The sequence below is a fragment of the Paenibacillus chartarius genome (assembly GCF_042432825.1).
Lineage (GTDB): Bacteria > Bacillota > Bacilli > Paenibacillales > NBRC-103111 > Gordoniibacillus > Gordoniibacillus chartarius.
The window spans coordinates 71,145-94,514 of record NZ_JBHLWN010000074.1 but is presented as its reverse complement, the minus strand read 5'-3'; the positions used below and the strand labels follow the sequence as shown (position 1 = coordinate 94,514).

Below are 23,370 nucleotides of genomic sequence, written 5' to 3'. Positions count from 1 at the left end.
GAGCCGTCCTTATTTGTCGCCGCCCGGGACTGATGCATGCAAGCCGAACGCTTCGGCGATGAGCCGGTACGACTTCAGCCGGGCTTCCATCTCATGAATCGGGGAAACGATCAGAAGCTCATCGGCGGAGTAATCCGCCGCCAGCGCTTCAAGCTGCTCCTTCACCTGAGCCGGCGTTCCGACGATACGGCGCTGCCGGGCGTGCTTGATCCGCAGCATATCGTATTCGGTATACGGATAGTCGACGGCCGTCTTCACCGACGGCAAATCGTTCAAAGGCAGACCGCTCTCCAGGCGCAGGAAAAATAAATCGGTGCTCATGGCCAGCAAATTGGCCTCTTCCTCCGTGTCGGCGCAAATCGCGAGCACGGCCGCCATCGTGCGCGGCAGCCCGCAGGCGGCAGACGGCCGAAAGTGCTCGCGATAATACCGGATCGCCTCCATCCCTCCCGGCGTACCGAAAAACTGGGCGAACGCGTAGCCCGTACCCTGCAGCGCCGCTATTCTGGCACTTTCATCGCTTGAGCCGAGCAGCCATATTTCCGGAGCGGTGTCAATGGCAGGCGAAATCTCGAGCTTCGCAAACGGATGGCTGGCCGGTAAGCCTTCAACCAAATAACCGCGCAGATCGGCCACTTGCTCCGGATATTTGCGGATATCGACGTGTTTATCTTCCTGGAGCGCACGGGTCGCCAGCGGCATTCCTCCCGGAGCCCGGCCGAGGCCAAGATCGATGCGTCCGGGGTGGAGCGCCTCGAGCAGCCGGAAATTTTCCGCAACTTTGTAGGTACTGTAGTGCGGCAGCATGACGCCGCCGGAGCCGACACGAATCCGCGAAGTTGCAGCCGCAACATGGGCGATCATAATCTCCGGGCTGGAGTGGGCGAGCGCCGCGCTGGCATGATGCTCCGACATCCAGAATCGCGAATAGCCCAGCTGCTCCGCATGCTGAGCGAGCCGCGTCGTCTCCGCCAACGCATCGGCGGCTGTCCGGCCTTCCCCGATATGCGATTGGTCCAATATCCCTAATTTCATTGAAATTATCACCTCTTGCCGTTAACTGTAACACAAATAACAACAGTAGGTCAAAACCGGAGCGGCTTTCAGCACTTGTAAATAAATGACGCGTCATTTAATATGGCAGAACTTATAGATGACACGTCATTTAAAGGAGCTGAATTGATCCACGATTGAACTGGAAACGATCCCCTACGCCCCTTATAATATAGGCATCGATCTGTTTGGGGACGGCTCATTGTACCTGGTGCATACAGCGGGCCACAGTAAGGGCCAATTTTCGGTCATGGTGCGGACCTCCTGGACCTCCGCCGGCTGGGTAGGGCCGGCAAGCGATGTCGGCTAAGCCGAGCGGTCCTGGATCGAGCATATTTTACCCGGTATCAAAAAAAGATGAGGCCGATAACTCATCGCGCTGGTTACGCGATTTTCCTGCCCGGCATGATTGCCGCCTTATTATAGCCAATCGCGACCCGGACATACGCCCGCAGACGATCGTCTAAGCTTTTGGAGTAGGAGCAGGCAGGATGACGTCATCACACTTCGAAGCGGAACGGTTCCGCTATTTCATTCTGGCCGCGCAGCGAGTCGGACAGCGCCAGCTTAACGATTAAATGAAAACCATCTGGCTCACTCCCTCGCAGGCGGAAGTCATCACGGTTCTTGAGCGATGGCAGCCGATTTCTTTAAAAGAGCTGGGGGCGCCGCTGGTATGCGAAACCGGAAGTCCGTCCCGATTGCTTGAGCGTATGGCGGACGACGGTCTTGTCGACAAAATCGTGAATCCTAACGACGCCAGATACGTTCTTCTTCGGTTGACCGAGAAGGGCACTGCCAAAGCCCTCCTCATCCGCGATTTTGAAGAGCAGCTGTACACCGATATGGAACGTTTGTTTTACGAAGGAAGAGATGTCGGCGACCGCCGCGGTACTGGAGAAGCTGCTTGTTCATTATCCGATAGCCGATGCGCTTTGCAAGCGCAGTTTCATTCGCAAGTCGGAATCACCCGTCCCTAAAGGAGAGAATGCAACCAATGTCAAACCCGAAAGCTAACGTAATCAAGCTCCCGCGTGAGCACAAGCTGCTGCTGCTGGACCGGATCCGAACTATAATTGAAGATCATACGGATGCGAAGCTCGGGGAGCTTGGCGCCGAGACGCTGCTCGATGCGCTTCTGCGCGAGCTCGGTCCGCACGTATATAATCAGGCGCTTCAAGACGCCCGAACCACGCTTCAGCAGCGCTGGACAACGCTGGAAGACGATTTATATGCGCTCGAGAAACCGCTACGGTAGTTCTTCCTGCCGGCCAAGTCCCCCGCTTATCCGCATCGTATGGCTTGCATAACCTCCTATACAAGCACAAGCGCAAAAAAGCTCCTCTTGCACGCCCGAGCCGGGTTGCAGGAGGAGCTTTATTTGGACTAATTAACGATTCATCGCTTGAACGATCAAGTCGCCCATTGCCGTCGTGCCGATGGCTTGGCTCTTGTCCACCGCGATATCGCCCGTGCGATGGCCGGCATCCAGCACGTTCTTGACAGCGCGCTCGATGCTGTCGGCTGCGTCGTGATAGCCGAACGTGAGACGGAACATCAACGCTACGGACAAAATAGTGGCAATCGGGTTAGCGATGCCTTGACCCGCGATATCCGGTGCGGAGCCATGAACCGGCTCGTACAAGCCGAAGCTGCCTTCGCCGAGGCTCGCGGACGACAGCATACCGATCGAACCGGTCAGCATTGCGGCTTCGTCGCTCAGAATGTCGCCGAACATGTTCTCGGTTACGATTACGTCGAAGCTCGACGGACGGCGGAGCAGCTGCATCGCGCAGTTGTCAACGAGCACGTGCTCCAGCTCAACGTCCGGATAATCGGCTGCCACGCGGATTACGGTTTCGCGCCACAGGCGGGACGTCTCCAGAACGTTCGCTTTGTCAACCGAAGCAAGCTTCTTGCGCCGCGTACGGGCGATTTCGAACGCTTGGCGGGCGATGCGCTCCACTTCGCTGACATTGTAAGCGCAGGTGTCAACGGCTTCTTGGCCGTTCGGCGTGTCGCGGCGGAATTTCTCACCGAAGTAGATGCCGCCTGTCAGCTCTCGAACGACAATCAGGTCGGTGCCTTCCAGCACTTCCGGCTTCAGCGTCGAAGCATCCTTCAAGCAATCGAAAATCACAGCCGGGCGAATGTTCGAGAACAAGCCGAGCGCTTTGCGGATACCGAGCAGACCGGTTTCCGGGCGAAGCTCCTTCGAATTATTGTCCCACTTCGGTCCGCCGACCGCGCCAAGCAGCACCGCATCGGACTTCTGGCACAGCTCCAGCGTATCCTGGGGCAGCGGCGTGCCGCGCTCATCGATTGCAATGCCGCCGAACAGCGCGTGCTCCGTTTCGAACTTGTAGCCGAACAGCTCTTCAGTGCGCTTCAATACCTTCTCTGCCTCGGCGATCACTTCCGGGCCAATGCCGTCGCCGGCGAGAACTGCAATTTTTTTCACGTCTGCCATGGGTATATGTTCACTCCTAGTTTACACTTGTCTACTCTAAGTTGTAGCATATTTCGCCTGGAGAAACAAAGATGGAAAAGCTATGAGCTTTATAGGTTGTAACTATGGTGTCCGGCTCAGTCATCGCATCTTTCGAATACCGGACCTAAGTAACAAAAAGCCGGACAAGGTCATTCCTGTCCGGCTTTATCATCGATGACGAGCTTTCCTTATCGGCTCATCCGTCCTGCCGCCTGATATTTTTGCATCGCTGTTGCAAGACGCTGCATACCAAGACGAAGCGTATCGTTATCGGAATGGGTGAAGTTAAGCCGCATTGTGTTGTGAACCGGATTGCCCGCATAGAAGCTTGACCCCGGAACGAAGGCGACGCCTTCCTCAACGGCCAGCTTCAGCAGATCTTCCGCCTTTGCCCCTTCCGGCAGCTCGACCCAGAAGAACATGCCGCCCTTCGGCTCGCTCCACTCCACGCCTTCCCAATTTTGCTCCGCCAGCAGCGACGCCATCAGCTTCATCCGGCCTTTGTAGTCGGCTTGAATGACTCCGATATGCTGGTCGATGTCGAAATGCTCCAGCAGCTGATGCAGCGTCATCTGATCCATTGTGCTCGACTGCAAATCCGCCGCCTGCTTCGCCTTCGCGATGTTGCGGATCACTTCCACGTCGCCGAGAGCCCAGCCGGTACGAAGTCCAGGCGCTACGATTTTGGAGAAGGTGCTCGTATAGACAACCGGATTGCCGGCCGCCTGGCCGCCGTCGTACAAAGAAAAGATCGACGGGTACCGCTCCCCGCCGTCGAATTGCAGCTCGCCGTACGGATCGTCCTCCAGAATAAGCACATTCGCTTTCAAGCATTGCTCCAGCAGTCCTTTACGGCGTTCCAGCGACCATACTTTGCCTGCCGGGTTGGAGAAGGTCGGTGTGACGTATACCATTTTGGGCGCATACTGTGCGATCTTCGCCGCGAGATCGTCCAGCTTCATCCCATCGCGGTCGCTCTCCACGGAAACGATCTGCGCGCCGCGTGCCTGGAACACTTGGATGGCTGCCAAATACGTCGGCCGTTCCACAAGGATAACATCACCCGGATCGATATAAACGCGGGACAACAGGTCGATGACTTGCTGCGAGCCTGTGGTAAGAATCATTTCTTCCGGTTTGACGTTCATGCCTTTACCGGCCATCCGCTTGGTCATCGTCTCGCGAAGCGGCAAATATCCTTCGGTTAACCCGTACTGCAGCGCCGATGCACCTTGAGCTAGCGCGCGGTTAGCCGCTTCCCCTACTGCCTGCAGAGGAAAATGCTCCGCGGCCGGCAATCCGCCCGCGAACGATATGATCGATTTCCCCTGCGTCAGCTTCAAAATTTCACGAACCGCCGAGGATTGAAACCCTTCCAGCGTTTTCGAAAAACGATACTCCATTGCTGCCCAACCTCCTGTCATGTCCGGGTGATATATAAAAAGCCCCTGCACTCTAACCGGTAGAGGCAGGGCGTTATTGACATAGCTATAGCGATTAAATCAGCGTAACGTTGCTCCGATTTGCACTTGGCAGCTTACGCTTGTCGATCAGGCGGTTCACTGCGTCGACATAAGCTTTCGCGCTCGCTTCCAGGATGTCGGTCGAGATGCCGCGTCCATGCACGGAGATATCGCCTTGGCGAAGCACTACGTGCACATCGCCGAGTGCATCCTTGCCGTGTGACACCGACTTGATGGAATAGTCCTCCAGCTCGACTTCTTCTCCGGTCGCTTTGTCGATCGCTTTGTAGATCGAGTCGACAGAGCCGTTACCGACAGCCGCTTCCTCGACGACGGCGCCGTCCGCTTTGTGCAAACGAACCGTAGCCGTAGGGGTCGATTGATTACCGTAAGACAATTGAATCGTTTCGAGCACGAACACCTCGGGGGTTCGCACAAGCTTCTCTTCAACCAACGCACGAATGTCGTCGTCGGTTACGTCCTTCTTCTTGTCGGCGAGGTCCTTGAACTTGCCGAACGCTTCCTTCAGCTGCTCGTCGTTCAGCTCGTAGCCGAGATCGACCAGCTTCTCGCGGAACGCATGGCTGCCGGAGTGCTTGCCCAGCACGAGCTTGCTCTCCTTCAGACCGATCGTCTCCGGCGACATGATCTCGTACGTCGACTTCTCCTTCAGCATGCCGTCCTGGTGAATGCCGGATTCGTGCGCGAACGCATTCGCCCCGACAATCGCCTTGTTGCCCGGCACGACCATGCCTGTCAGCTTGCTGACAAGGCGGCTCGTACGCGCAATTTCGGACAGGTTGAGGGTCGTCTTCGCCTGGTACAAGTCCTGACGCGTCTCCAGCGCCATAGCGACTTCTTCAAGCGCCGTGTTGCCGGCCCGTTCGCCGATGCCGTTGATTGTACCCTCGATCTGATCGGCACCGTTCATAATCGCCGCCAGCGCGTTGGCCGTCGCCATCCCGAGATCGTCGTGACAGTGTGCGCTCAGCTGAATGTTCTCAATGCCAGGAACGTTTTCCTTCAGCACCTTGAAAATATTACCGAACTCCGCAGGCGTCATATACCCCACCGTATCCGGAATATTGACCACCGTCGCCCCGGCGCGAATCGCCATCGCCGTCACTTCGCACAGGAAGTCCAGCTCCGTACGGCCCGCATCCTCTGGCGAGAACTCGATTTTGCTAAAATATTTCTTCGCATACCGAATTGCCGCTTCCGCCGTCTCCAGCACCTTCGCCTTGTCCATGCGCAGCTTGTGCTGGCGGTGAATCGGCGACGTCGCAAGGAACAGGTGCAGGCACGGATCCTGCGCCGCCTTCAGCGCCTCATAGGCCGCATCGATATCCGGCTGACGCGAGCGCGACAGGCCGATGACCGAGGCGTTGCGCACCGCTTCAGCGACCGCACGCACGCCGGCAAGATCGCCCGGCGACGCAGCCGGGAAGCCGGCCTCGATCCGGTCCACGCCGAGCTTCTCCAGCTGCAGCGCGATCTCGACCTTCTCCTGCATATTGAGGTTTACGCCTGGCGACTGCTCCCCGTCCCTCAGCGTCGTATCGAAAATATAAATTTTTCTCATTGTTACCCTCCCCCCTCGTGAGTTGATGTACGGCCTTGCTTCATCGGAGCGAGCGGAGGCGGCGGATGGCATAAAGGGGTTGAGAGCGACTTTTGAACTCGGGTTCCCTCTACATTGAGTAATTCAAGGAACCCGAGTTCAACGAAGCCGCAACCCCTATATGCCAATCCACAGCCGAAGCCCTAGCCCTTAAGGTTTCAGCAGCTCAATTCTTACTTCTTAATCCAGTGCATCAGCTCACGCAAGCTTCCGCCGACTTGCTCGATCGGATGCTCCGCTTCCTTGCGGCGAGTCGCATGCATGAACGCGCCGTTCGACTGGTCGAGCAGGAAGTTGCGGGAGAACTTGCCTGTCTGAATGTCTTCCAGAACGCGCTTCATTTCGGCCTTCGTCTCAGCCGTAATGATGCGAGGGCCCGTTACGTAGTCGCCATACTCAGCTGTGTTGGAGATGGAGTGGCGCATCGAAGCGAGGCCGCCCTCGTACATCATGTCAACGATCAGCTTCAGCTCGTGCAAGCACTCGAAGTAGGCAACTTCCGGCTGATAACCGGCTTCGATCAGCGTCTCGAAGCCCGCTTTCACGAGTGCGGAAGTACCGCCGCAAAGTACCGCTTGCTCGCCGAACAGGTCGGTTTCTGTCTCTTCGCGGAACGTTGTCTCGATAACGCCTGCGCGAGTGGAGCCGATGCCCTTTGCATAGGCAAGACCGATTTCGTAAGCTTGGCCTGTAGCGTTCTGCTCAACGGCGATCAGCGCCGGTACGCCGAAGCCTTCAACATATGTACGGCGAACCATGTGGCCCGGGGATTTTGGAGCGATCATGAAAATGTCTTTGTCCGCAGTCGGACGGATTTGACCGAAGTTGATGTTGAAGCCGTGCGAGAACATGATCGCCGCGCCGCTCTTCAGGTTCGGCTCGATCGACTGGCTGTATACTTTCGGCTGTGTTTCGTCCGGCAGAAGAATGTTGATAACGTCTGCACGACGTGCTGCGTCTTCAACGCTCAGCACTTCAAAGCCGTCATTCTTCGCAGTATCCCACGATTTGCCCGGGCGAAGACCGATGACAACATTCAGACCGCTGTCGCGGAGGTTTTGCGCTTGCGCATGGCCTTGGGAACCGTAACCGATAATTGCGATTGTCTTGCCTTTCAATACTCCTAAATCTGCGTCCTTCTCATAGTACATCTTAGCCATGCTTGTAAATCCTCCTCATAATGATTGGTATTAGGTATTATTCCCCTTGAGCGGGTGTTTCAACGGTTTACCCTTATGAAGCGTTAAAGCTTAACCCGCTGAAAACCCCGCTCAAGGAAGGATAAACGGCTTACGCCGTCCGTAAGGACGGGCGCGTTTACCGTAGCGGAATCAGCCAAAGTATAGAACGAAGTTTTATACTTTCTGATGCAGGAACGTAGACTTTATTTACTTCGCGCCGCCGCGCATCATGGCCGTTACGCCTGTGCGGGACAATTCGCGGATACCGTAAGGACGGAGCAGCTCAACCATCGCGTCGATCTTGTCCGAACCGCCAACCACTTGAACGATAAGCGAGTTCGGGCTAATGTCGACAACGGCGGAACGGAACGTCTCGACAATGCCGAGAATTTCGGGCCGCAAGCTAGGTTCGGCGCTGACCTTGATCAGAGCAAGCTCGCGCTCGACCATAGGGTTCGAGCTGAGGTCAACCACTTTAATGACGTCGATCAGCTTGTACAGCTGCTTCTGCACCTGCTCCAGCGTATTATCGTCGCCTGTAGTAACGATTACCATCCGGGAAAGTCCGAGTTCCTCGGACTCCCCGACTGTAATGCTCTCGATATTGAACCCCCGGCGTCCGAACAAGCCGGACACTCGCTGCAGCACGCCTGGTTGGTTATTCACTAATACCGATATCGTATGTTTATGGATCATTAGTCATCATCCCCCATAAGCATCTCGCTAATCGTGCTTCCTTGCGTGACCATCGGGTAGACGTTCTCGTGCTTGCTGACGACGAACTCGACGACGACAGGTCCCGGCGTATCCAGCGCTTCCTGCCAAGCCTTGCGCGCTTCTTCCTTGTTCGTAGCCCGCAGGCCCTTTACGCCGTAGGCCTCAGCCAGCTTGACGAAGTCCGGCGAACCGGCCAGATCGATGTGGCTGTAGCGGTTGTCGTAAATGATCTCCTGCCATTGACGCACCATGCCAAGCACCTGGTTATTGATGATAACGACCTTGACCGGAATATTATTGATGGCGCAGATCGCGAGCTCCTGCGAACACATCTGCATGCCGCCGTCACCGTTGATCGATACGACGAGCTTATCCGGGTTGCCAAGCTGCGCGCCGATCGCCGACGGGAAACCGAAGCCCATCGTACCAAGGCCGCCGGAGCTGACCCACGAGCGCGGGTTCTTGAAACCGTAGAACTGAGCCGCCCACATCTGATGCTGCCCGACGTCCGTCGTCACGATCGCTTCGCCCCTCGTCGTCTCGTTGATCAGCTCGATCACGAACTGCGGTTTCAGCTCGGTGTCGGAATCTTTATAACGAAGCGGATATGCCGCCTTATTCGCTTGAACCTGAGCGATCCACGCTTCGGACTTTGCCGGCTTCGCCTTCGTGATCGCGTACTCCAGGACAGCTTTCACGTCGCCGACCACCGGAATGTCCGTTTTCACGTTTTTGCCGATTTCCGCCGGATCGATGTCGATATGGGCGATCTTCTTCGCGTTCGGCGCAAAGCCGTCCAGCTTCATCGTTACCCGGTCGTCGAAGCGGGCGCCGATCGAAATAAGCAGGTCGGCATTCTGAATCGCATTGTTCGCCGTGTACGTGCCGTGCATCCCCGGCATGCCCATCCACAGCTCATGACCGCTTGGGAAGCCGCCCAGACCGAGCAGGGTCGTCGTGATCGGAATGCGCGTCTTCTCAACGAACGCGATCAGCTCTGGAGCCGCATCCGCGTACACGACACCGCCGCCGGCGATAATGACCGGACGCTCCGACTCTTCAATCGCTTTAATCAGCTTGTCGACTTGAAGCTTGTTCGGCTGTACGGTCGGATTGTATCCGCGCAGCTCGATGCGGTCCGTCGGCTTAAAGATCGTCTTTTGGTTCGATACGTCCTTCGGAATATCGATCAGTACCGGACCTTTACGCCCCGTATTGGCAATATGGAACGCTTCGTGAATGATGCGCGGCAAGTCGTTGACGTCGCGTACCATGTAGCTGTGCTTCGTGATCGGCATCGTAATGCCGATGATATCCGCTTCTTGGAACGCGTCCGTACCGATCGCCGATGACGCGACGTTGCCGGTAATGACGACCAGCGGAACGGAGTCCATGTAGGCCGTAGCGATCCCCGTTACGAGGTTCGTCGCTCCCGGACCGGAAGTGGCCAGCGCCACGCCGACTTTACCGGTCGAGCGGGCATAGCCGTCGGCCGCATGGATCGCGCCTTGCTCGTGCCGCGTCAGCAAATGGTTGAAATCGGAGAACCCGTACATTGCATCGTAAATATATAACACCGCGCCGCCCGGATACCCGAAGACGCATTCGACACCTTCCAGGAGTAAGGAGCGAAGCAAAATTTCCGACCCGTTGATCAAATCGGGTTGACTCAGTTTGTCCATCAATTCCTGCTTGGATCTTTTCGGTGCTGCTTGAACGTTCATTCGTGATCCTCCTTTCATAGTCCCCTTGCGGGGTTCACATACATGCGACGGTAGCGACCTTAACCATGTGTGAAAATCCAAAAAACCCCTCTCGCCCCAAACGTTCGGAACGAACGTCTGAAGGGACGAAAGGGGTTATCTCTTCCGTGGTACCACCCAGGTTTGCTGTACGTCTTGCGATCGACAGCCTTAGCAGGTCAAGAGATACACGCATAGCGTTCTCATAACCTTGGCGTCGGTAACGTGCGCCACTCCGATTTTCCCTAATATTCCGGGGTTCGAACCTTGCTGCTCCGGCGTTTCAGGAAAACAGCTCCGAGGTGAGCTCGTCATTAAGGGATTATGGCCGTGGTTTCAGCTGATCCACTAGCTCTCTGGTGCATAAGGGCCCTTAATACTTCGTCCTCATCATTGCCGTTCAGGTCTAACTTAAGTTTTATGATTTGATAGTAATTATATGCATCGCATACGAGTTAGTCAAGACCGATTATGAAAATCGCTTAAACAAGCGATCCCCCGATTGCGAGGAAATGGAATGCTATGGTATGATAAACTCAATAATAGCCAATCATTGTAACGGCTGCAGGTGTGGGGACACCCGCAGCCGCTGCAATAGCCGCTTGAAGAGCGGTAGGCGTCAGTTCATCTCACGGGAGAATAGACCGTGGCCTGGTCCAAGGGCGGTCTATTTTCGTTTCTGGGAAATCAATGCCATTACGATATTCACAATCAGCGTCAGCAGCGCTATGAGCAACGTACCGCATCCGACCACGATCGTCAGCATATCCTTCGCATCCACGGGCATCACCTCCTTCCTGCAAGCTTCGCACACGAAGCTCCGTCCAAAGGTTCCGCCAACCGCCCTGCAAACCGTCTATCGCTATTCTTTATTATACTATCTTTTGGTAAAATATCAACATGAATCGAACATATGTTCTTGTTATTTAATAAAGGCTGTTACCGTTTCTCCCAAACGATCCCATACACATAACAAAAACCGCCGTGCATCAGCACGGCGGTTCCGAACGGAAATCCGAAATTACGCGTTAACTTTTGCTTTCGCAGCATTCGCCAGCTCGGAGAACGCCTTAGCGTCGTTCACAGCGATGTCGGCGAGCATCTTGCGGTTGATTTCGATGCCGGCTTGCTTCAGGCCGTACATCAGCTTGCTGTAGGACAGGCCGTTCGTGCGGGCAGCCGCGTTGATCCGGACGATCCACAGCTTGCGGAAGTCGCGCTTCACTTGGCGACGATCGCGGTATGCGTAAAGCAGGGACTTCATAACCTGCTCTTTGGCAGTTTTAAATAGTGTATGTTTCGAGCCGTAGTAGCCCTTTGCTAACTTAAGAATTTTCTTCCGACGACGAGCGCGGACGATGCCGCCTTTCACTCTTGCCATGATGATGACCTCCTAAAAATTATACGTATGCAGGTAGTGGATTATCGCAGGTTGCCGATGTTGCCGAGCGACTGCTTCAAGCGGCGCACGTCGCCCGGAGCCATAACTGGATTCGTTGCATAGCTGCGCTTTTGACGACCGGACTTGCCGGAGAGCAGGTGGTTCTTGAACGCTTTGTAACGCTTCACTTTGCCCGTGCCGGTGATCTTGAAACGATCCTTCAGCGAGCTGTGTGTTTTCATCTTTGGCATGTGGAGTTCCTCCTGTAACGGTTATGAAGATTGTTTAGGCGCCAGAATCATAATCATGCTGCGCCCTTCGAGCTTCGGTACGCGTTCGACGATGCAGTGTTCGGCGGACTCGGTTGCGACGCGCTCAAGAACGCGGCGTCCGATATCGGCGTGTGCGATTTCGCGTCCGCGGAAGCGGACCGACAGCTTCACCTTGTCGCCGTCCTGCAAAAATTTGATGCAGTTGCGCAGCTTGGTCTGGAAGTCGTGCTCGTCGATCGTCGCGCTGAAGCGAATCTCCTTCAGCTCCACAACCTTCTGATTTTTCCGAGCTTCCTTCTCTTTCTTCTGCTGCTCATAGCGGAACTTGCCGTAATCCATAATGCGGCATACGGGCGGTTTCGCCGTTGGGGCTACGTTAACGAGATCCAGGTTAGCATCCTGAGCCATCTGCAGGGCTTCGCGGAACCCGATAATACCGAGCTGCTCTCCGTCTGCACCGATGAGGCGAACCTCTTTGGCACGGATCTCGTCGTTAATCATATGATCTTTACTGATAATGCTCCACCTCCAAGCGGGATTGCCTTGCCTTGTAGGCAAGTAAACAAAAAAGACGCAGGCAGCAGATAGCCCACGTCACGTTCGCATGTCGGATTCACCGGCTCATGCGTATGTACGCAAGGCCAGAGGTTCGGTCATGTTCGTCATGAACCAGCCGACGAACGTCGGACAGGTGAGAAGCGGGCGCTTCTGCTTGCTGAGATGCGCCGTCTTTACGGCACTCGAATACTATACCATTCCGGAGAAGCTTTGTCAACGCGTACCCGCGTATCGAATTCTCCAGTGCCCCGAAACGCAGAAGAGCCGCCACCCGGCAGGGTGACGGCCCTAGAGTCAGCTGACTTGCTTGCTCTGCACTTCCTCGAGACGAATGACGCGGGTGTGCTGCGTATGGCTCCACTGCTTGTTGTTCTGTGTGAAGAAGGCGTAGAACGTAATCGGCCACCACGACAGCAGGAATACTGGATACAGCACAATCCATTTGTACGTCGACTTCGGCGCTTTCTCAATCGCCATAGCGAACGGGAATTGAATGTACTGCGCAACGGTAAGACCACCGAACAGGAGCGGCGCCATATTGTACAGCGAAGTGAACTTATGCAAGCCCGGGACCGACATCGACAAATACATGATCACCGTCAAAATCGAGCCAACGAACAGCGTGTACACGTTAACCGCATATAGAGCGGAGTCGAGCTTCGCCCAGTTGCGCTCCTTCAAGCCGCTCCACAAGAGCGGGAAGAAGTAGCGGCGCGCCACATCGAAGTGGCCTTGCATCCAGCGCAAACGCTGACGCGCGGAAGCCTTGAACGTCAGCGGCTTCTCGTCGTAAACGCGGGCGTCATAATTGAACACCGGGTTAATGCCGCGCTGAACGCAGCGCATCGTAAATTCCAAGTCCTCGACGAGGCTCGTTGCGCCCCAGCCCATTTCCTTAAGCAGACCGGATTCAAAGCACATGCCGGTGCCGCCGAGGAAATTGGCCATTTTCAGATTGGTCCGCGGCAGCTGCCACAGACGGTTGCAATACCAATACGTAATCGCATAGGCGGCCGTAACCCACGAGTCGTTCGGATTCTTCGTATCCAAATACGCTTGAATGACGCGCGACCCGGCGCACAGCTCATCATTCATATGCTGGAGATAGTCCGGGCTGACCAGATTGTCCGCATCGAACATGACGATGGCATCGTATTGCCGCGGCCGCTTCCACAGCTCCTTGAGCATCCACTCAATTGCGTACCCTTTACCCCGCAGATTGAGGTTATGACGCTCCATCGCGTACACTCCATGGCTGCGGGCAATGTCCGCCGTACGGTCCGTGCAGTTGTCGCAGATGACGAAAATGTCGTACAGCTCGCGCGGATAATCGAGCGTCTTCAGGTTCTCGATCAGCGCTCCGACAACCTGCTCCTCGTTGTGAGCGGCTACGAGCACGGCGAACGACTTCTGCGGCGCCTGCTTCGGCTTCGCCTTAGGACGACGCCATCCGAAGAACGTCAATCCGAGTTGATAAGCGCCGATCACTGCGAGTACGATTTGCAAACCGAAAACCACATTGTCCAGCATGTTAAACCCCCTCTTGTCTATAACACCCAACCGTTCTTTGTCTAGTCGTATATGTATTGGATGCTTGTCATCAGGTTACCAAAAAGTTGCAAACTTTACGCACAGTTCGCCGTTAACGATTTTCCCCTGTTTGCTCTGATTTGTCAAAAGGGTCGTGATACGCCAAACACGCTAAAGCCGCAGGAATGTGCCGAAAAAGCCATACAATCCCGCGAACGTCTCCTTGTATACCTGATTTCGTCGTGTTTTCATCGTTTTTCATTATTTTGTTTTCAATGTTCATGAATTTGTACCATAATGATGATGCATCATGTATAATGAATGGATATCCATGCCATATTATACTACTTTACCCACATAAGGACAACTTCTGCGTTCAGCCGGTAATTTGGGCGTGCCGGGGCGAAATGGTTGCAACCCCGCCGAGCACTTCTTCGTAACTGTTATAGAGACGACCCAAGATCGCATCCCAAGATTGCCGCAGGCTGTACTCGCGGGCGCTGAGCGCCATCGAGCGGCGCAGCTCGTCGTTATTGAACAGCACCTCCGCCGCTTCGACGTAACCGCCGATGTCGCCATGCGGCCGCAGGAAGCCTGTGATGCCGTCCTGGACGATGTCGCGCACGCCGCCCGAATCGGCGCCGATAACCGGCGTGCCGGAGGCCATCGCCTCAAGAACGACGTTGCCGAACGTCTCGTGAGCCGACGGGAACAAGAACGTGTCGCATGCCGCGTAAAGCTCCGCCAGCGCTTTGCCCTGCACGTAGCCGGGGAACGTGATATTGTCTCGCTTATATTGTTCGCGAAGAGACGCCGAAAGCGGTCCGTCGCCTGCAATGATAAAATGAGCCCGATGCTGCACATAGGCGGGAATCGCGTCGATGATGTCCATCAGTACGTCGATGTTTTTCTCCGCAGCCAGCCGCCCGACATACAAAAAGACGAATTTGCCGGGGTCGACGCCGTAAGCGGACAGCACCTCGTGGCGGTTCACATGCGGGCGGAACCGATCCGTATCGATGCCGCGGCTCCAAATCTCCAGGTTCTGGATGCCCTTAGCTTCAATATGTTCGAGCGTCGTGCGAGAAGGCACATATACTTTGCGGCAAGGCAGGTGGAACCAGTTCATATATTTCCACAGTACAGGCTCCAGCAGCTGAATGCGGTAGAAGGGCAAGTACTGATCGAAATTCGTATGATAGGACGCAACCAGCGGAATATCGTGCTTCACGGCGTAAGTTTTGCCAAGCAATCCGAGATTAAACGGCGTGGCCACATGAATCATGGAAGGACGGTATTCTTTCAAGGCCCGGTTCAATTGAACCGGGTTCGGAATGGTGAACCGGCATTCGGGATATAATGCGAAGGGGACGCTGAAAAATCTTTCCACCGAAAGTCCGTCGAACGTTTCCGAACCGTCCTTCTGTGGAGCGAACACCATGCACTCGGCGCCGCGACGCTCCAAATAACGAACCCAGCGCTCCAGCGTCTTCGCGACACCGTTCACATCCGGCGGGAACGTATCCGTAAACAAAGCGATTCTCATCCGATATTCCCCTCTCGTATCCCATTTTACTCCACAACTTAGACCGTATCATGCGAGTGTTATCGGAACGTCAAAGCCAGATGAAATCATTACCTTCACAAATTTATTACAGATTTAATGCTGCTTTAACAATTTTACTCTACAATGTATATGGATAAACCTGCTTCACATGAATTTCATACTAAGGAGAGGATCCGATGAGCCGTGTCGTCGTCTGGCTTCAGCATCATGAGAACCGGATGTTTTGTTTCGTAAATCAAAGAATTCAACACTCGGTGCTCGGATTCTTCTTTAATACCGTCACACATTTGGGTGGAGCGACGGCGACCATCGTCGTATCGCTCTTGCTTGCCATATTCGGTCAAGGCGCGCTCCGCACCGCCGCTATGCAAGCACTGGTTGCGCTGGCCGCCAGTCATATCCCGGTTGCAATCATTAAGAAAAAATACCCTCGTCTTCGCCCTTATCTTGTCGTGCCGGATACGATTATTTGCAAAAACCCGCTCAAGGACCACTCGTTCCCGTCGGGACACACGACGGCGATTTTCTCGACGGTGCTTCCGTATGTATTCGCATTTCCGGTAATCGGCTTCGCCTTGATTCCGCTCGCCTTGTCCGTCGCGTTATCCCGTATCTACCTCGGACTTCATTACCCGTCCGACGTCGCAGCGGGCAGCTTCATCGGTTCTGCCGCGGCGGTCGTCACGTACACGTCTTGGGTTTAAGCCCGCAACAGCAACAATCCCTCTACTTCAGGCGATCCGCGCCGCAAGTAGAGGGATTTTGTCTGCTTATTTGCTGGTTTCCGTCTTTAACGCCTCTACATGCTTGGCCAAAGCATCGGCTCCGACAACGACCTCGCACCGGTAAATCGGCTTGCCCTGCTCGACGAACTTTCCTTCGTATTCCGTCATAACGTTGAAGGACGGATTCCCCTCGCGGTGCAAGCTCAACGTGATGTTGCGCATGCGCAGACCGACGTCGGAGAATGAGTTCAAAGAAAACTCGAACAGCTCTTCCGAATCGGTCTTGAAATGAATGTCCCCGTTCGAATTCAGCATTCGCATGTACTTGCGAAGGAAGTTCGGATGCGTCAGGCGACGCCGGTGGTGCCGCTTCTTCGGCCATGGATCGCTGAAATTCAAATAAACCCGTTCCAACTCATTGTCGGCAAACACGTCTTCCAAATATTCAATGTTAAACAGTACAATCGCAAGGTTGTTCAGCTCCGGACGTCCGTGCTCGATCCGCGCTTTGATCGCTTTGTCCGATGCCCGGTGAAGCAGCTGGTCGAACATATCGATACCGATATAGTTGATATCGGGGTTTTGGGCGCTGAGCTGTGTAATGAATTGGCCCTTTCCCATGCCAAGCTCCACATGAATCGGGTTGTTGTTGCCAAACCGCTCGTGCCATCGGCCCTTGTAAGCTTTGGGATCCAGCACCACCAGATCGGTGCGCTGCTCCAGCTCTTCCCGGGTCCCTCTTCTTCCTCTTAACCGCATTGTTGTTCCTCCCGAATTTCCGGCTAACTACTGAGTTTAGTAGATTTTCGGGGAAAATGCAAAGAATTATGATGGAAAGCAAACGTTATACCTGAAGCGCAAAATAGTCGATTTGCGAAGAGTCGGTGCTGCGAATTAAGCTTTGCTCCAGCTGTTGGGCAATTTTTCGTTTGGCTGTCGTTTCGATGTGACGGTCTCCGGCAAAATGGACATGGTGACCGAGCGCTATCGCTTCCTTGACGGTCAATTGAATCGTAATCGTATCCTCGCTGTGAGGAATTTTGATCGCTGGCGCCGATTGTATCATCGTTTATCCTCCTGGTAGGAATAGAGATCGCCCCCTGCCAAATCTTCATTTTGGAGGGGGCTAACGTTGAATTATTTTACCGTGTCGTCGTCACGCTCGCGATTGCCGCTCCGCAAGCCGGCAAGGCCAAGCAAGCCGAGAAGGCCCAGCCAGCCCCAATCCATCGAGTTATCGCCGGTTGCATATGCACGGTACGAATTCGTATCGTAGTTGCCGGTACCGGCACCGGGCGATGGCGTTCCTGTGCCGATCCCGGTCGTGCTCATCCGGTCAAGCAGGTTGTGTCCATAATTCCGATAGGATGTCGAAGCGCCGGTGTAAGTGCCTGTGTTCGTGCCGTTGAAAGAGCTGGAGCCGGACGTCGTGTTGCCGGTGGTGCCGGTTGTGCTTGTACTACCGGTAGTACCGGATGTGCCTGTTGTACTTGTAGTACCAGTAGTACCAGTAGTACCGGTTGTACCGGTTGTACCGGTAGTGCCGGTTGTACCAGTGGTTCCGCTAGTCCCACTCGTGCTAGTGGTGTTGATTCCGGTAGTGCTCGCCCCGAACGTGCCGGGCGCCCCGGTGCTGTACCGGGAGCTAGTCGAATCGGGAGTACCCGTAGTCGGATTCGAATACGTGTAGGTGGAATCGTACGATGCCGAACCGGTTACGCCGGCAGTCGTGCCCGTACCGGACGTCGTCGAGGTCGAGCCCATGCCTGTTGTGGCCAGAGCGGAGCCGGAAAACGCCAATACGGAAGCGACAGCGGCAGCCAGCGTAACGGTATGGAGCTTGTTCATGCCAAATCCCCTCTCCATTCGATTTAAACTGCTCTTATAGCGTGACCGTTCACGACGTCTTTCACCCGGGGGACTTGCTGGACGTTAGCGGCAATGCTGGGATGGCTGGGAGTCGCGCTCGGGGGTATTTTCCGATACAATAGAAAAAATAAGGAGGATGTTCACTCATGTCCGTTCAAATCCATACATCCGCCGCCGGATCCCCGCTCCTGTGGGGAGACAAGCGGTTTCATACATGGAATTACGAAATGCGCGAAACGTTCGGCGAGAAAGTGTTCAAGGTCATGCTCGACGCCGGCTTTACATGCCCGAACCGTGATGGAACGATTGCCACGGGCGGGTGCACGTTCTGCAGCGCGCGGGGCTCGGGCGACTTCGCCGGCAGCCGCCGCGACGACTTGATTACGCAGTTCCGGACAATCAGCGACCTGCAGCATCAGAAATGGCCGAACGCCAAATATATTGCGTACTTTCAGGCTTACACCAACACGTATGCGCCTTTAGAAGAGCTCCGCGAGTATTACGAAACCGTTCTGGCGCTGCCCGGCGTCGTAGGCCTCTCCATTGCGACACGTCCGGACTGCTTGCCCGATGACGTCGTGGACTATTTGGCCGAACTGAACGAGCGTACGTATTTGTGGGTCGAAATGGGTCTGCAAACCGTACACGAGTCCACCTCCGTCCTGATTAACCGCGCCCACGATACGGAGTGTTATCTCGATGCGGTAGCGCGGCTGCGCGCCCGGGGCATTCGGGTTTGCGCACATATCATTTACGGGCTGCCGCAGGAAACGCACGAGATGATGCTGGAAACGGGACGCGCTGTGGCCAGGATGGACGTGCAGGGCGTGAAAATTCATCTGCTGCATCTCATGCGCAAGACGCCGATGGTGAAGCAGTACGAAGCGGGACTGCTGCGCTTTTTGGAGAAGGACGAGTATGTGGGGCTCATCGCCGATACGCTGGAATTTTTGCCGCCGCAGATGATCGTACACCGCTTGACCGGAGATGCGCCGCGGGAGCTGTTGATCGGGCCGATGTGGAGCTTGAAGAAGTGGGAAGTGCTCAACGCGATCGACGCCGAGCTCGCACGCCGCGACACGTGGCAGGGCAAATATTGGAGAGATGCGTGAGGAGGCGTCGGGATGGGGTTCTTATCGGTGCTGAGCTTTGCGCATCAGCTTGTCCAGCAGCGGGTTCAAGCCGGTGACATGGCCATAGATGCCACGGCCGGATGCGGTAACGACACTCTCTTGCTGTGCCGACTCGTCGGTGCGTCCGGCCGCGTCGTAGCTTTCGACATTCAGCCGGAAGCGCTCGAGCAAACACAGGTGCGTCTTGCAGCGGCCGGAATGGATCCGTGCAGGTACCGGCTTGTACTGGCGAGCCATCATGAGATGGAAGCGTATGTGAAAGCAGAGGATCGTTTGGGCAAAATTGATGGTAGAGACGCCGGAGTGGCAGCGGTCATGTTCAACTTAGGCTACTTGCCGGGCGACGGCTCCGCAGCGGATGAGAGCGATGGGGAGCGCATCATTACCCGCCCGGATACGACGATCCCGGCGATGGAAGCGGCGCTGCGGCTGCTGCGGCCCGGCGGCGTGCTGACTGCGGTATTGTATCCCGGGCATTCCGGCGGCCGCGAGGAAGCCGAAGCCGTTGAAGCATGGGCGGCCGGCTTGCCGCAGCGTGCGGCGCAAACTCTGCGGTACAGCTTCACGAACGCTCCTGCTACAGCCCCATACTTGGTGGCGGTGGAAAAAAAATCCTCCCGTGAGTATAATCGTTGATAGATAAATATTACGATAGACTGGGAGAGGACGACTGTGACCGAAGTGAAACCGTATCCGCTGCAATTTAAGGCTGAGATGAAAGAGCGCGTCTGGGGAGGACGAGCCCTGGAGCAGTTTGGGCTGGAGCTCCCGGAGGGCCGGATCGGCGAAGGCTGGATGATCGGCGACCATCCGAACGGCACAACCCGGGTCGTGAACGGCGAACTGGCCGGCCTGGGACTCGACGAAGTGCGCGAGAGGCTCGGCAAGACATGGTTCGGCACGAAGGGCTTCTCGGAGAAGAACGGCCGCTTCCCGCTGCTGATCAAGCTGCTGGACTGCGAGGACGACTTGTCCGTACAGGTGCATCCAAGCGATTCGTACGAGCGGCTGCCTGCCGGTGAGCTGGGTAAAACCGAAATGTGGTACATTCTCGACGCCAAGCCTGGCGCTAAAATCATATATGGCTTGGAGCCCGGCGTCACACGCGATTCGCTAGCAGCCGCTATCGCCGACGGGCGTATTATGGACTGCCTGCAGGAGGTATCCGTTGAAGCCGGGGATTCGTTCTATATTCCGGCGGGAACGGTTCATGCGCTTTGCAGCGGCGTGCTCGTTGCCGAAATTCAGCAAAACTCGGATACAACGTACCGTCTGTACGATTATAACCGCCCGGGGCTGGACGGCAAGCCGCGCGAGCTGCATATCGAAGATTCCTTGAACGTAATCGCTTATGAAGGCTCCGGAGCGACACGGATGAAGACGAATGTGTCGCAGCCGAACGAATGGCTGACGCTGGCGCAGTCTCCTTACTTCGTTACGCAGAAGGGTCTGGTGAACGGCTCTTGGGCACTCGAGACGACGCCGGAAAGCTTCACGATCATCATCGTCTGCAGCGGCAGCGGGACGATCGGATGGGACGGCGGCCGACTCGATGCCCAGGCGGGCCAGTGCTTCCTTCTGCCGGCAACGCTCGGCGCCTACACGTTAGAGGGCGATAACATGACCGTACTGCGCAGCATGGTGCCTTGAACGGACGGCTAGTAAGAAAACGGCTTGCGCCATCCTTGGACGAGTATATTTACCGCGTTAATCTGGTTGTGCAAAATAGTGCTTGTTGCTTGGCGCCTTCGACTATGCGATCCAAACTTCAGCACGGAGTCATTTGTAGAAGAATGCCTGCAAAAGTGCAGGAACCCGAGTCTAGCTGGTTTTCCACGGTTCGATTACTGCGATTTTACATTTGTTTCGTTATAAACAACCCGACAAAGGCTTAAACCGCACAGATTCCTGTACATTCGCAGGCATTTGCTCTACACGTCCCGGGTACGTTAAAGATTCCTGTACATTTACATGTTTTTTTGCTCATAAACGATCAACTTGACATAAGACTGCTCTGAAGAGCTTCTCACATGAAGCTATATGAACGGTACCGTATACGTAAGTCCAAGAGATCGTTCGGAACCGCTACTAAGAAAAGCTTCTATTCCAAGCCCTAAGCCCTTTCCGCGAAGGATGACCCGGCGTAGAGGAAGCTTTTTCATGCCAATTTAGATTCACATTTCTCTAAGCGAAATCTATAAATTTTGATATGGTCAAAAAACCTTCCTCGCCGGATGGCAGGGAAGGTTTTTTTCATTGCCGAAGGGCCTAGCCTGCAGCCGACGTTAGAACGCCCCTGCCCTCTCGGCCAGCTTCATCGAGTAATACGAAGCCGGCGAAGCGGCGTCAGGCGGATAATAGACGACGAGCAGCGTCGGCACCGCCGCCAGCACGCCTTCAGCCTCGTAAGCGGCCAGATCGAACGGAAGCACCTCGACCATCGTATGCTTGTGAAGGTCTTTCTCCGACAATCCCAGTGACGCGAATGCGTCCGATAAAGCGTGCGGATGCTCGGCAACCCGCCGCAGCAGCTCCGACTGATCGGACTTCTCGAGGGTGAAGTCCCACCATATTTTCCGCGGCTTGTATTTATGGCCCAAGAAATAATCGAGCTTCATGAGCCCGAGCGCCGTGTCCGGACGCCGTACGCCCCGATGCGACAGGAACGCCCACAGTCTCGTAAACAGATCCTCCAGCTGGTGGCCGATCTTCTGCCAGCCCCGCTGCTCCCAATAATCGCCGAACTCCTGGAAGAAGTCGAACGCCGACTCGAACTCTTCGCGAATCAAATACGTCATCGTACGATCCATCCGGTGGGCGTTCCAATATTTTTCCAGTACGTCCTCCACCCGCTTGATCCGCATCAAATCCTCGAACGGCAAAATGTCGTTGCCCAAAATTTCATACGGCGCGTTGTCCATATACACGTAGCCCCAGCGAGCGGCATCGTTCCGCAGGCCGGTTCCGCGCAGCATCTTCAGGAAGCCGAGCTGAAGCTCCTCCGGACCGAGGGCAAATACGTCGTTGAACGTTTTGCGGAACGAGTTGTAGTCTTCCTCCGGCAGTCCGGCGATCAGGTCGAGGTGCTGGTCGATTTTGCCGCTTTCTTTGACCATCGTTACCGTGCGGGTCAGCTTCGTGAAATTTTGCCGGCGCTGCACCAGCGAATTCGTCAAATCGTTCGTCGACTGGACGCCGATCTCGAACCGTAACACTCCCGGCGGCGCGTGCTCTTGCAAATACGCCAGCACCTCGGGCCTCATAATGTCGGCGGTAATTTCAAATTGGAACGTACAGCCCCCGTGATTCTCGATCAGGAACCGGAACATCTCCATCGCGTAATCGCGTTTGATATTGAACGTACGGTCGACGAACTTGATCAGCTTGGCTCCCGATCCGATCAAGTAGAGCAAATCGCTCTTCGTCCGCTCGATATCGAAATACCGGACCCCGACTTCAATGCTGGACAAGCAGAATTGGCACGAAAACGGGCAGCCCCGGCTTGTCTCGAAATAGACGACGCGGTTCGCCAGTGTCGGTACGTCTTCCGGGAAACGGTGCGGCGACGGCAGCTCGGCCAGATTGAGCTTGGGGCGGCCGGGCGTCAGAATCACTTCATCCGCCTTGCGGTAGGCGAGCCCGTATACGAAATGATATTTGCGGGTGGAGGACAGCTCCTGCAGGAAATGCTTGAACGTCTCCTCCCCTTCCCCGACAACGATAAAATCAACCTCGGGCACGCGCTTCATCCAATACTCGGTATCATAAGAAACTTCGGGACCGCCGAGGACGATCGTCAGATCGGGACGAATTTTTTTCAGCATGCTGACGATGACGAGCGTCTCCTCGATGTTCCAGATGTAGCAGGAGAAGCCGACCACGTCGGGCCCACGCGCATACAGGTCGGAGACGATGTTCATGGCAGGGTCTTTAATCGTATATTCGGCGATCTCCACGACGAACTCGTCTTGGCAGAACGCCTTCAGGCAGCGCAGGGCAAGCGAGGTGTGAATATATTTGGCGTTTAACGTTGCGACAACGACATTCATGTTGGTTACGACCTTTCG

At 55.4% G+C, this 23,370-nt stretch carries 23 protein-coding genes; 6 read left to right on the top strand and 17 right to left on the bottom strand.

Annotated elements, in window-relative coordinates:
* Window positions 1-9: 9 nt before the first annotated feature.
* Entirely contained in the window at window positions 10-1,035 is a 1,026-nt protein-coding gene (locus ACFFK0_RS19010) for an LLM class flavin-dependent oxidoreductase (protein ID WP_377471903.1), read from the bottom strand.
* A 596-nt stretch (window positions 1,036-1,631) separates the two neighbouring features.
* Here ACFFK0_RS19010 and ACFFK0_RS19005 point away from each other — a divergent pair.
* Together ACFFK0_RS19005 and ACFFK0_RS19000 are read left to right on the top strand one after the other, a co-directional pair.
* Window positions 1,632-2,033, top strand: a complete 402-nt coding sequence (locus ACFFK0_RS19005; protein ID WP_377471901.1) for a winged helix DNA-binding protein — start codon at window positions 1,632-1,634, stop codon at window positions 2,031-2,033.
* Between the two features lie 17 nt (window positions 2,034-2,050).
* Window positions 2,051-2,311, top strand: coding sequence for a DUF2164 domain-containing protein (locus ACFFK0_RS19000; RefSeq protein ID WP_377471899.1), 261 nt, complete (start codon window positions 2,051-2,053; stop codon window positions 2,309-2,311).
* A 132-nt stretch (window positions 2,312-2,443) separates the two neighbouring features.
* On the opposite strand, the gene leuB is transcribed toward ACFFK0_RS19000, so the two are convergent.
* From leuB to ACFFK0_RS18940, 12 genes are all read right to left on the bottom strand, one after another.
* Window positions 2,444-3,523: a 3-isopropylmalate dehydrogenase gene (gene leuB, locus ACFFK0_RS18995; protein ID WP_377471898.1), complete on the bottom strand. Its 1,080-nt coding sequence runs from the start codon at window positions 3,521-3,523 to the stop codon at window positions 2,444-2,446.
* 209 nt (window positions 3,524-3,732) lie between these two features.
* The gene (locus ACFFK0_RS18990; RefSeq protein WP_377471897.1) at window positions 3,733-4,947 is read right to left on the bottom strand and encodes an aminotransferase-like domain-containing protein; all 1,215 of its coding nucleotides are present in this window, start codon (window positions 4,945-4,947) and stop codon (window positions 3,733-3,735) included.
* 94 nt (window positions 4,948-5,041) lie between these two features.
* Entirely contained in the window at window positions 5,042-6,589 is a 1,548-nt protein-coding gene (locus tag ACFFK0_RS18985; RefSeq protein ID WP_377471895.1) for a 2-isopropylmalate synthase, read from the bottom strand.
* 212 nt (window positions 6,590-6,801) lie between these two features.
* Window positions 6,802-7,779, bottom strand: coding sequence for a ketol-acid reductoisomerase (ilvC, locus tag ACFFK0_RS18980; protein WP_377471942.1), 978 nt, complete (start codon window positions 7,777-7,779; stop codon window positions 6,802-6,804).
* Between the two features lie 237 nt (window positions 7,780-8,016).
* A complete protein-coding gene (gene ilvN / locus ACFFK0_RS18975; RefSeq protein WP_377471894.1) occupies window positions 8,017-8,505 on the bottom strand; it encodes an acetolactate synthase small subunit in 489 nt (162 codons plus the stop codon).
* Window positions 8,505-10,250 carry a biosynthetic-type acetolactate synthase large subunit gene (ilvB, locus tag ACFFK0_RS18970; protein ID WP_377471893.1) on the bottom strand — a complete coding sequence of 582 codons (1,746 nt, stop codon included), beginning with the start codon at window positions 10,248-10,250 and terminating at the stop codon, window positions 8,505-8,507. The genes ilvN and ilvB overlap by 1 nt, the downstream gene beginning before the upstream one ends.
* Before the next feature lie 685 nt (window positions 10,251-10,935).
* A complete protein-coding gene (locus ACFFK0_RS18965) occupies window positions 10,936-11,049 on the bottom strand; it encodes a putative holin-like toxin (RefSeq protein WP_377471892.1) in 114 nt (37 codons plus the stop codon).
* A gap of 240 nt (window positions 11,050-11,289) precedes the next feature.
* Entirely contained in the window at window positions 11,290-11,649 is a 360-nt protein-coding gene (gene rplT, locus ACFFK0_RS18960) for a 50S ribosomal protein L20 (RefSeq protein WP_377471891.1), read from the bottom strand.
* Between the two features lie 41 nt (window positions 11,650-11,690).
* Window positions 11,691-11,900, bottom strand: coding sequence for a 50S ribosomal protein L35 (rpmI, locus tag ACFFK0_RS18955; protein ID WP_377471890.1), 210 nt, complete (start codon window positions 11,898-11,900; stop codon window positions 11,691-11,693).
* A 21-nt stretch (window positions 11,901-11,921) separates the two neighbouring features.
* Window positions 11,922-12,422: a translation initiation factor IF-3 gene (gene infC, locus ACFFK0_RS18950; protein WP_377471889.1), complete on the bottom strand. Its 501-nt coding sequence runs from the start codon at window positions 12,420-12,422 to the stop codon at window positions 11,922-11,924.
* A gap of 351 nt (window positions 12,423-12,773) precedes the next feature.
* On the bottom strand, window positions 12,774-14,009 hold the full coding sequence (locus tag ACFFK0_RS18945) for a glycosyltransferase family 2 protein (protein ID WP_377471888.1): 1,236 nt from the start codon (window positions 14,007-14,009) through the stop codon (window positions 12,774-12,776).
* A gap of 376 nt (window positions 14,010-14,385) precedes the next feature.
* The gene (locus ACFFK0_RS18940; RefSeq protein ID WP_377471887.1) at window positions 14,386-15,555 is read right to left on the bottom strand and encodes a glycosyltransferase family 4 protein; all 1,170 of its coding nucleotides are present in this window, start codon (window positions 15,553-15,555) and stop codon (window positions 14,386-14,388) included.
* 197 nt (window positions 15,556-15,752) lie between these two features.
* Between ACFFK0_RS18940 and ACFFK0_RS18935 the strand changes: the two genes are divergently transcribed.
* On the top strand, window positions 15,753-16,280 hold the full coding sequence (locus ACFFK0_RS18935) for a phosphatase PAP2 family protein (RefSeq protein ID WP_377471886.1): 528 nt from the start codon (window positions 15,753-15,755) through the stop codon (window positions 16,278-16,280).
* Window positions 16,281-16,346: 66 nt separating this feature from the next.
* Here ACFFK0_RS18935 and trmB read toward each other — a convergent pair whose 3' ends face one another.
* The 3 genes from trmB to ACFFK0_RS18920 all read right to left on the bottom strand — a co-directional run bounded on the left by trmB (window position 16,347) and on the right by ACFFK0_RS18920 (window position 18,149).
* On the bottom strand, window positions 16,347-17,060 hold the full coding sequence (gene trmB, locus ACFFK0_RS18930) for a tRNA (guanosine(46)-N7)-methyltransferase TrmB (protein ID WP_377471883.1): 714 nt from the start codon (window positions 17,058-17,060) through the stop codon (window positions 16,347-16,349).
* Between the two features lie 85 nt (window positions 17,061-17,145).
* Window positions 17,146-17,367 (bottom strand): hypothetical protein, encoded by a 222-nt coding sequence (locus tag ACFFK0_RS18925; RefSeq protein ID WP_377471882.1) that lies wholly within the window; start codon window positions 17,365-17,367, stop codon window positions 17,146-17,148.
* Between the two features lie 71 nt (window positions 17,368-17,438).
* Complete coding sequence (locus ACFFK0_RS18920; RefSeq protein WP_377471881.1) at window positions 17,439-18,149, bottom strand: WGxxGxxG-CTERM domain-containing protein; 711 nt, start codon at window positions 18,147-18,149, stop codon at window positions 17,439-17,441.
* Window positions 18,150-18,316: 167 nt separating this feature from the next.
* On the opposite strand from ACFFK0_RS18920, the gene mnmL reads away from it, so the two are divergent.
* The 3 genes from mnmL to ACFFK0_RS18905 are packed head-to-tail and all read left to right on the top strand — an operon-like array spanning window position 18,317 to window position 20,953.
* Window positions 18,317-19,282, top strand: a complete 966-nt coding sequence (gene mnmL / locus ACFFK0_RS18915; RefSeq protein ID WP_377471880.1) for a tRNA modification radical SAM protein MnmL/YtqA — start codon at window positions 18,317-18,319, stop codon at window positions 19,280-19,282.
* 12 nt (window positions 19,283-19,294) lie between these two features.
* A complete protein-coding gene (gene mnmM, locus ACFFK0_RS18910; RefSeq protein ID WP_377471879.1) occupies window positions 19,295-19,939 on the top strand; it encodes a tRNA 5-(aminomethyl)-2-thiouridylate-methyltransferase MnmM in 645 nt (214 codons plus the stop codon).
* Between the two features lie 45 nt (window positions 19,940-19,984).
* Window positions 19,985-20,953 carry a type I phosphomannose isomerase catalytic subunit gene (locus ACFFK0_RS18905; RefSeq protein WP_377471941.1) on the top strand — a complete coding sequence of 323 codons (969 nt, stop codon included), beginning with the start codon at window positions 19,985-19,987 and terminating at the stop codon, window positions 20,951-20,953.
* A gap of 635 nt (window positions 20,954-21,588) precedes the next feature.
* Here ACFFK0_RS18905 and ACFFK0_RS18900 read toward each other — a convergent pair.
* The gene (locus ACFFK0_RS18900) at window positions 21,589-23,352 is read right to left on the bottom strand and encodes a B12-binding domain-containing radical SAM protein (protein WP_377471878.1); all 1,764 of its coding nucleotides are present in this window, start codon (window positions 23,350-23,352) and stop codon (window positions 21,589-21,591) included.
* Window positions 23,353-23,370 lie beyond the last annotated feature (18 nt).

What these genes read in the sequence shown, in the direction of transcription:
- ACFFK0_RS19010 (WP_377471903.1), bottom strand. Translation starts at nt 1,035, where the DNA reads ATGAAATTAGGGATATTGGACCAATCGCATATCGGGGAAGGCCGGACA.
- ACFFK0_RS19005 (WP_377471901.1), top strand. Translation starts at nt 1,632, where the DNA reads ATGAAAACCATCTGGCTCACTCCCTCGCAGGCGGAAGTCATCACGGTT.
- ACFFK0_RS19000 (WP_377471899.1), top strand. Translation starts at nt 2,051, where the DNA reads ATGTCAAACCCGAAAGCTAACGTAATCAAGCTCCCGCGTGAGCACAAG.
- leuB (WP_377471898.1), bottom strand. Translation starts at nt 3,523, where the DNA reads ATGGCAGACGTGAAAAAAATTGCAGTTCTCGCCGGCGACGGCATTGGC.
- ACFFK0_RS18990 (WP_377471897.1), bottom strand. Translation starts at nt 4,947, where the DNA reads ATGGAGTATCGTTTTTCGAAAACGCTGGAAGGGTTTCAATCCTCGGCG.
- ACFFK0_RS18985 (WP_377471895.1), bottom strand. Translation starts at nt 6,589, where the DNA reads ATGAGAAAAATTTATATTTTCGATACGACGCTGAGGGACGGGGAGCAG.
- ilvC (WP_377471942.1), bottom strand. Translation starts at nt 7,779, where the DNA reads ATGTACTATGAGAAGGACGCAGATTTAGGAGTATTGAAAGGCAAGACA.
- ilvN (WP_377471894.1), bottom strand. Translation starts at nt 8,505, where the DNA reads ATGATCCATAAACATACGATATCGGTATTAGTGAATAACCAACCAGGC.
- ilvB (WP_377471893.1), bottom strand. Translation starts at nt 10,250, where the DNA reads ATGAACGTTCAAGCAGCACCGAAAAGATCCAAGCAGGAATTGATGGAC.
- rplT (WP_377471891.1), bottom strand. Translation starts at nt 11,649, where the DNA reads ATGGCAAGAGTGAAAGGCGGCATCGTCCGCGCTCGTCGTCGGAAGAAA.
- rpmI (WP_377471890.1), bottom strand. Translation starts at nt 11,900, where the DNA reads ATGCCAAAGATGAAAACACACAGCTCGCTGAAGGATCGTTTCAAGATC.
- infC (WP_377471889.1), bottom strand. Translation starts at nt 12,422, where the DNA reads ATGATTAACGACGAGATCCGTGCCAAAGAGGTTCGCCTCATCGGTGCA.
- ACFFK0_RS18945 (WP_377471888.1), bottom strand. Translation starts at nt 14,009, where the DNA reads ATGCTGGACAATGTGGTTTTCGGTTTGCAAATCGTACTCGCAGTGATC.
- ACFFK0_RS18940 (WP_377471887.1), bottom strand. Translation starts at nt 15,555, where the DNA reads ATGAGAATCGCTTTGTTTACGGATACGTTCCCGCCGGATGTGAACGGT.
- ACFFK0_RS18935 (WP_377471886.1), top strand. Translation starts at nt 15,753, where the DNA reads ATGAGCCGTGTCGTCGTCTGGCTTCAGCATCATGAGAACCGGATGTTT.
- trmB (WP_377471883.1), bottom strand. Translation starts at nt 17,060, where the DNA reads ATGCGGTTAAGAGGAAGAAGAGGGACCCGGGAAGAGCTGGAGCAGCGC.
- ACFFK0_RS18925 (WP_377471882.1), bottom strand. Translation starts at nt 17,367, where the DNA reads ATGATACAATCGGCGCCAGCGATCAAAATTCCTCACAGCGAGGATACG.
- ACFFK0_RS18920 (WP_377471881.1), bottom strand. Translation starts at nt 18,149, where the DNA reads ATGAACAAGCTCCATACCGTTACGCTGGCTGCCGCTGTCGCTTCCGTA.
- mnmL (WP_377471880.1), top strand. Translation starts at nt 18,317, where the DNA reads ATGTCCGTTCAAATCCATACATCCGCCGCCGGATCCCCGCTCCTGTGG.
- mnmM (WP_377471879.1), top strand. Translation starts at nt 19,295, where the DNA reads ATGGGGTTCTTATCGGTGCTGAGCTTTGCGCATCAGCTTGTCCAGCAG.
- ACFFK0_RS18900 (WP_377471878.1), bottom strand. Translation starts at nt 23,352, where the DNA reads ATGAATGTCGTTGTCGCAACGTTAAACGCCAAATATATTCACACCTCG.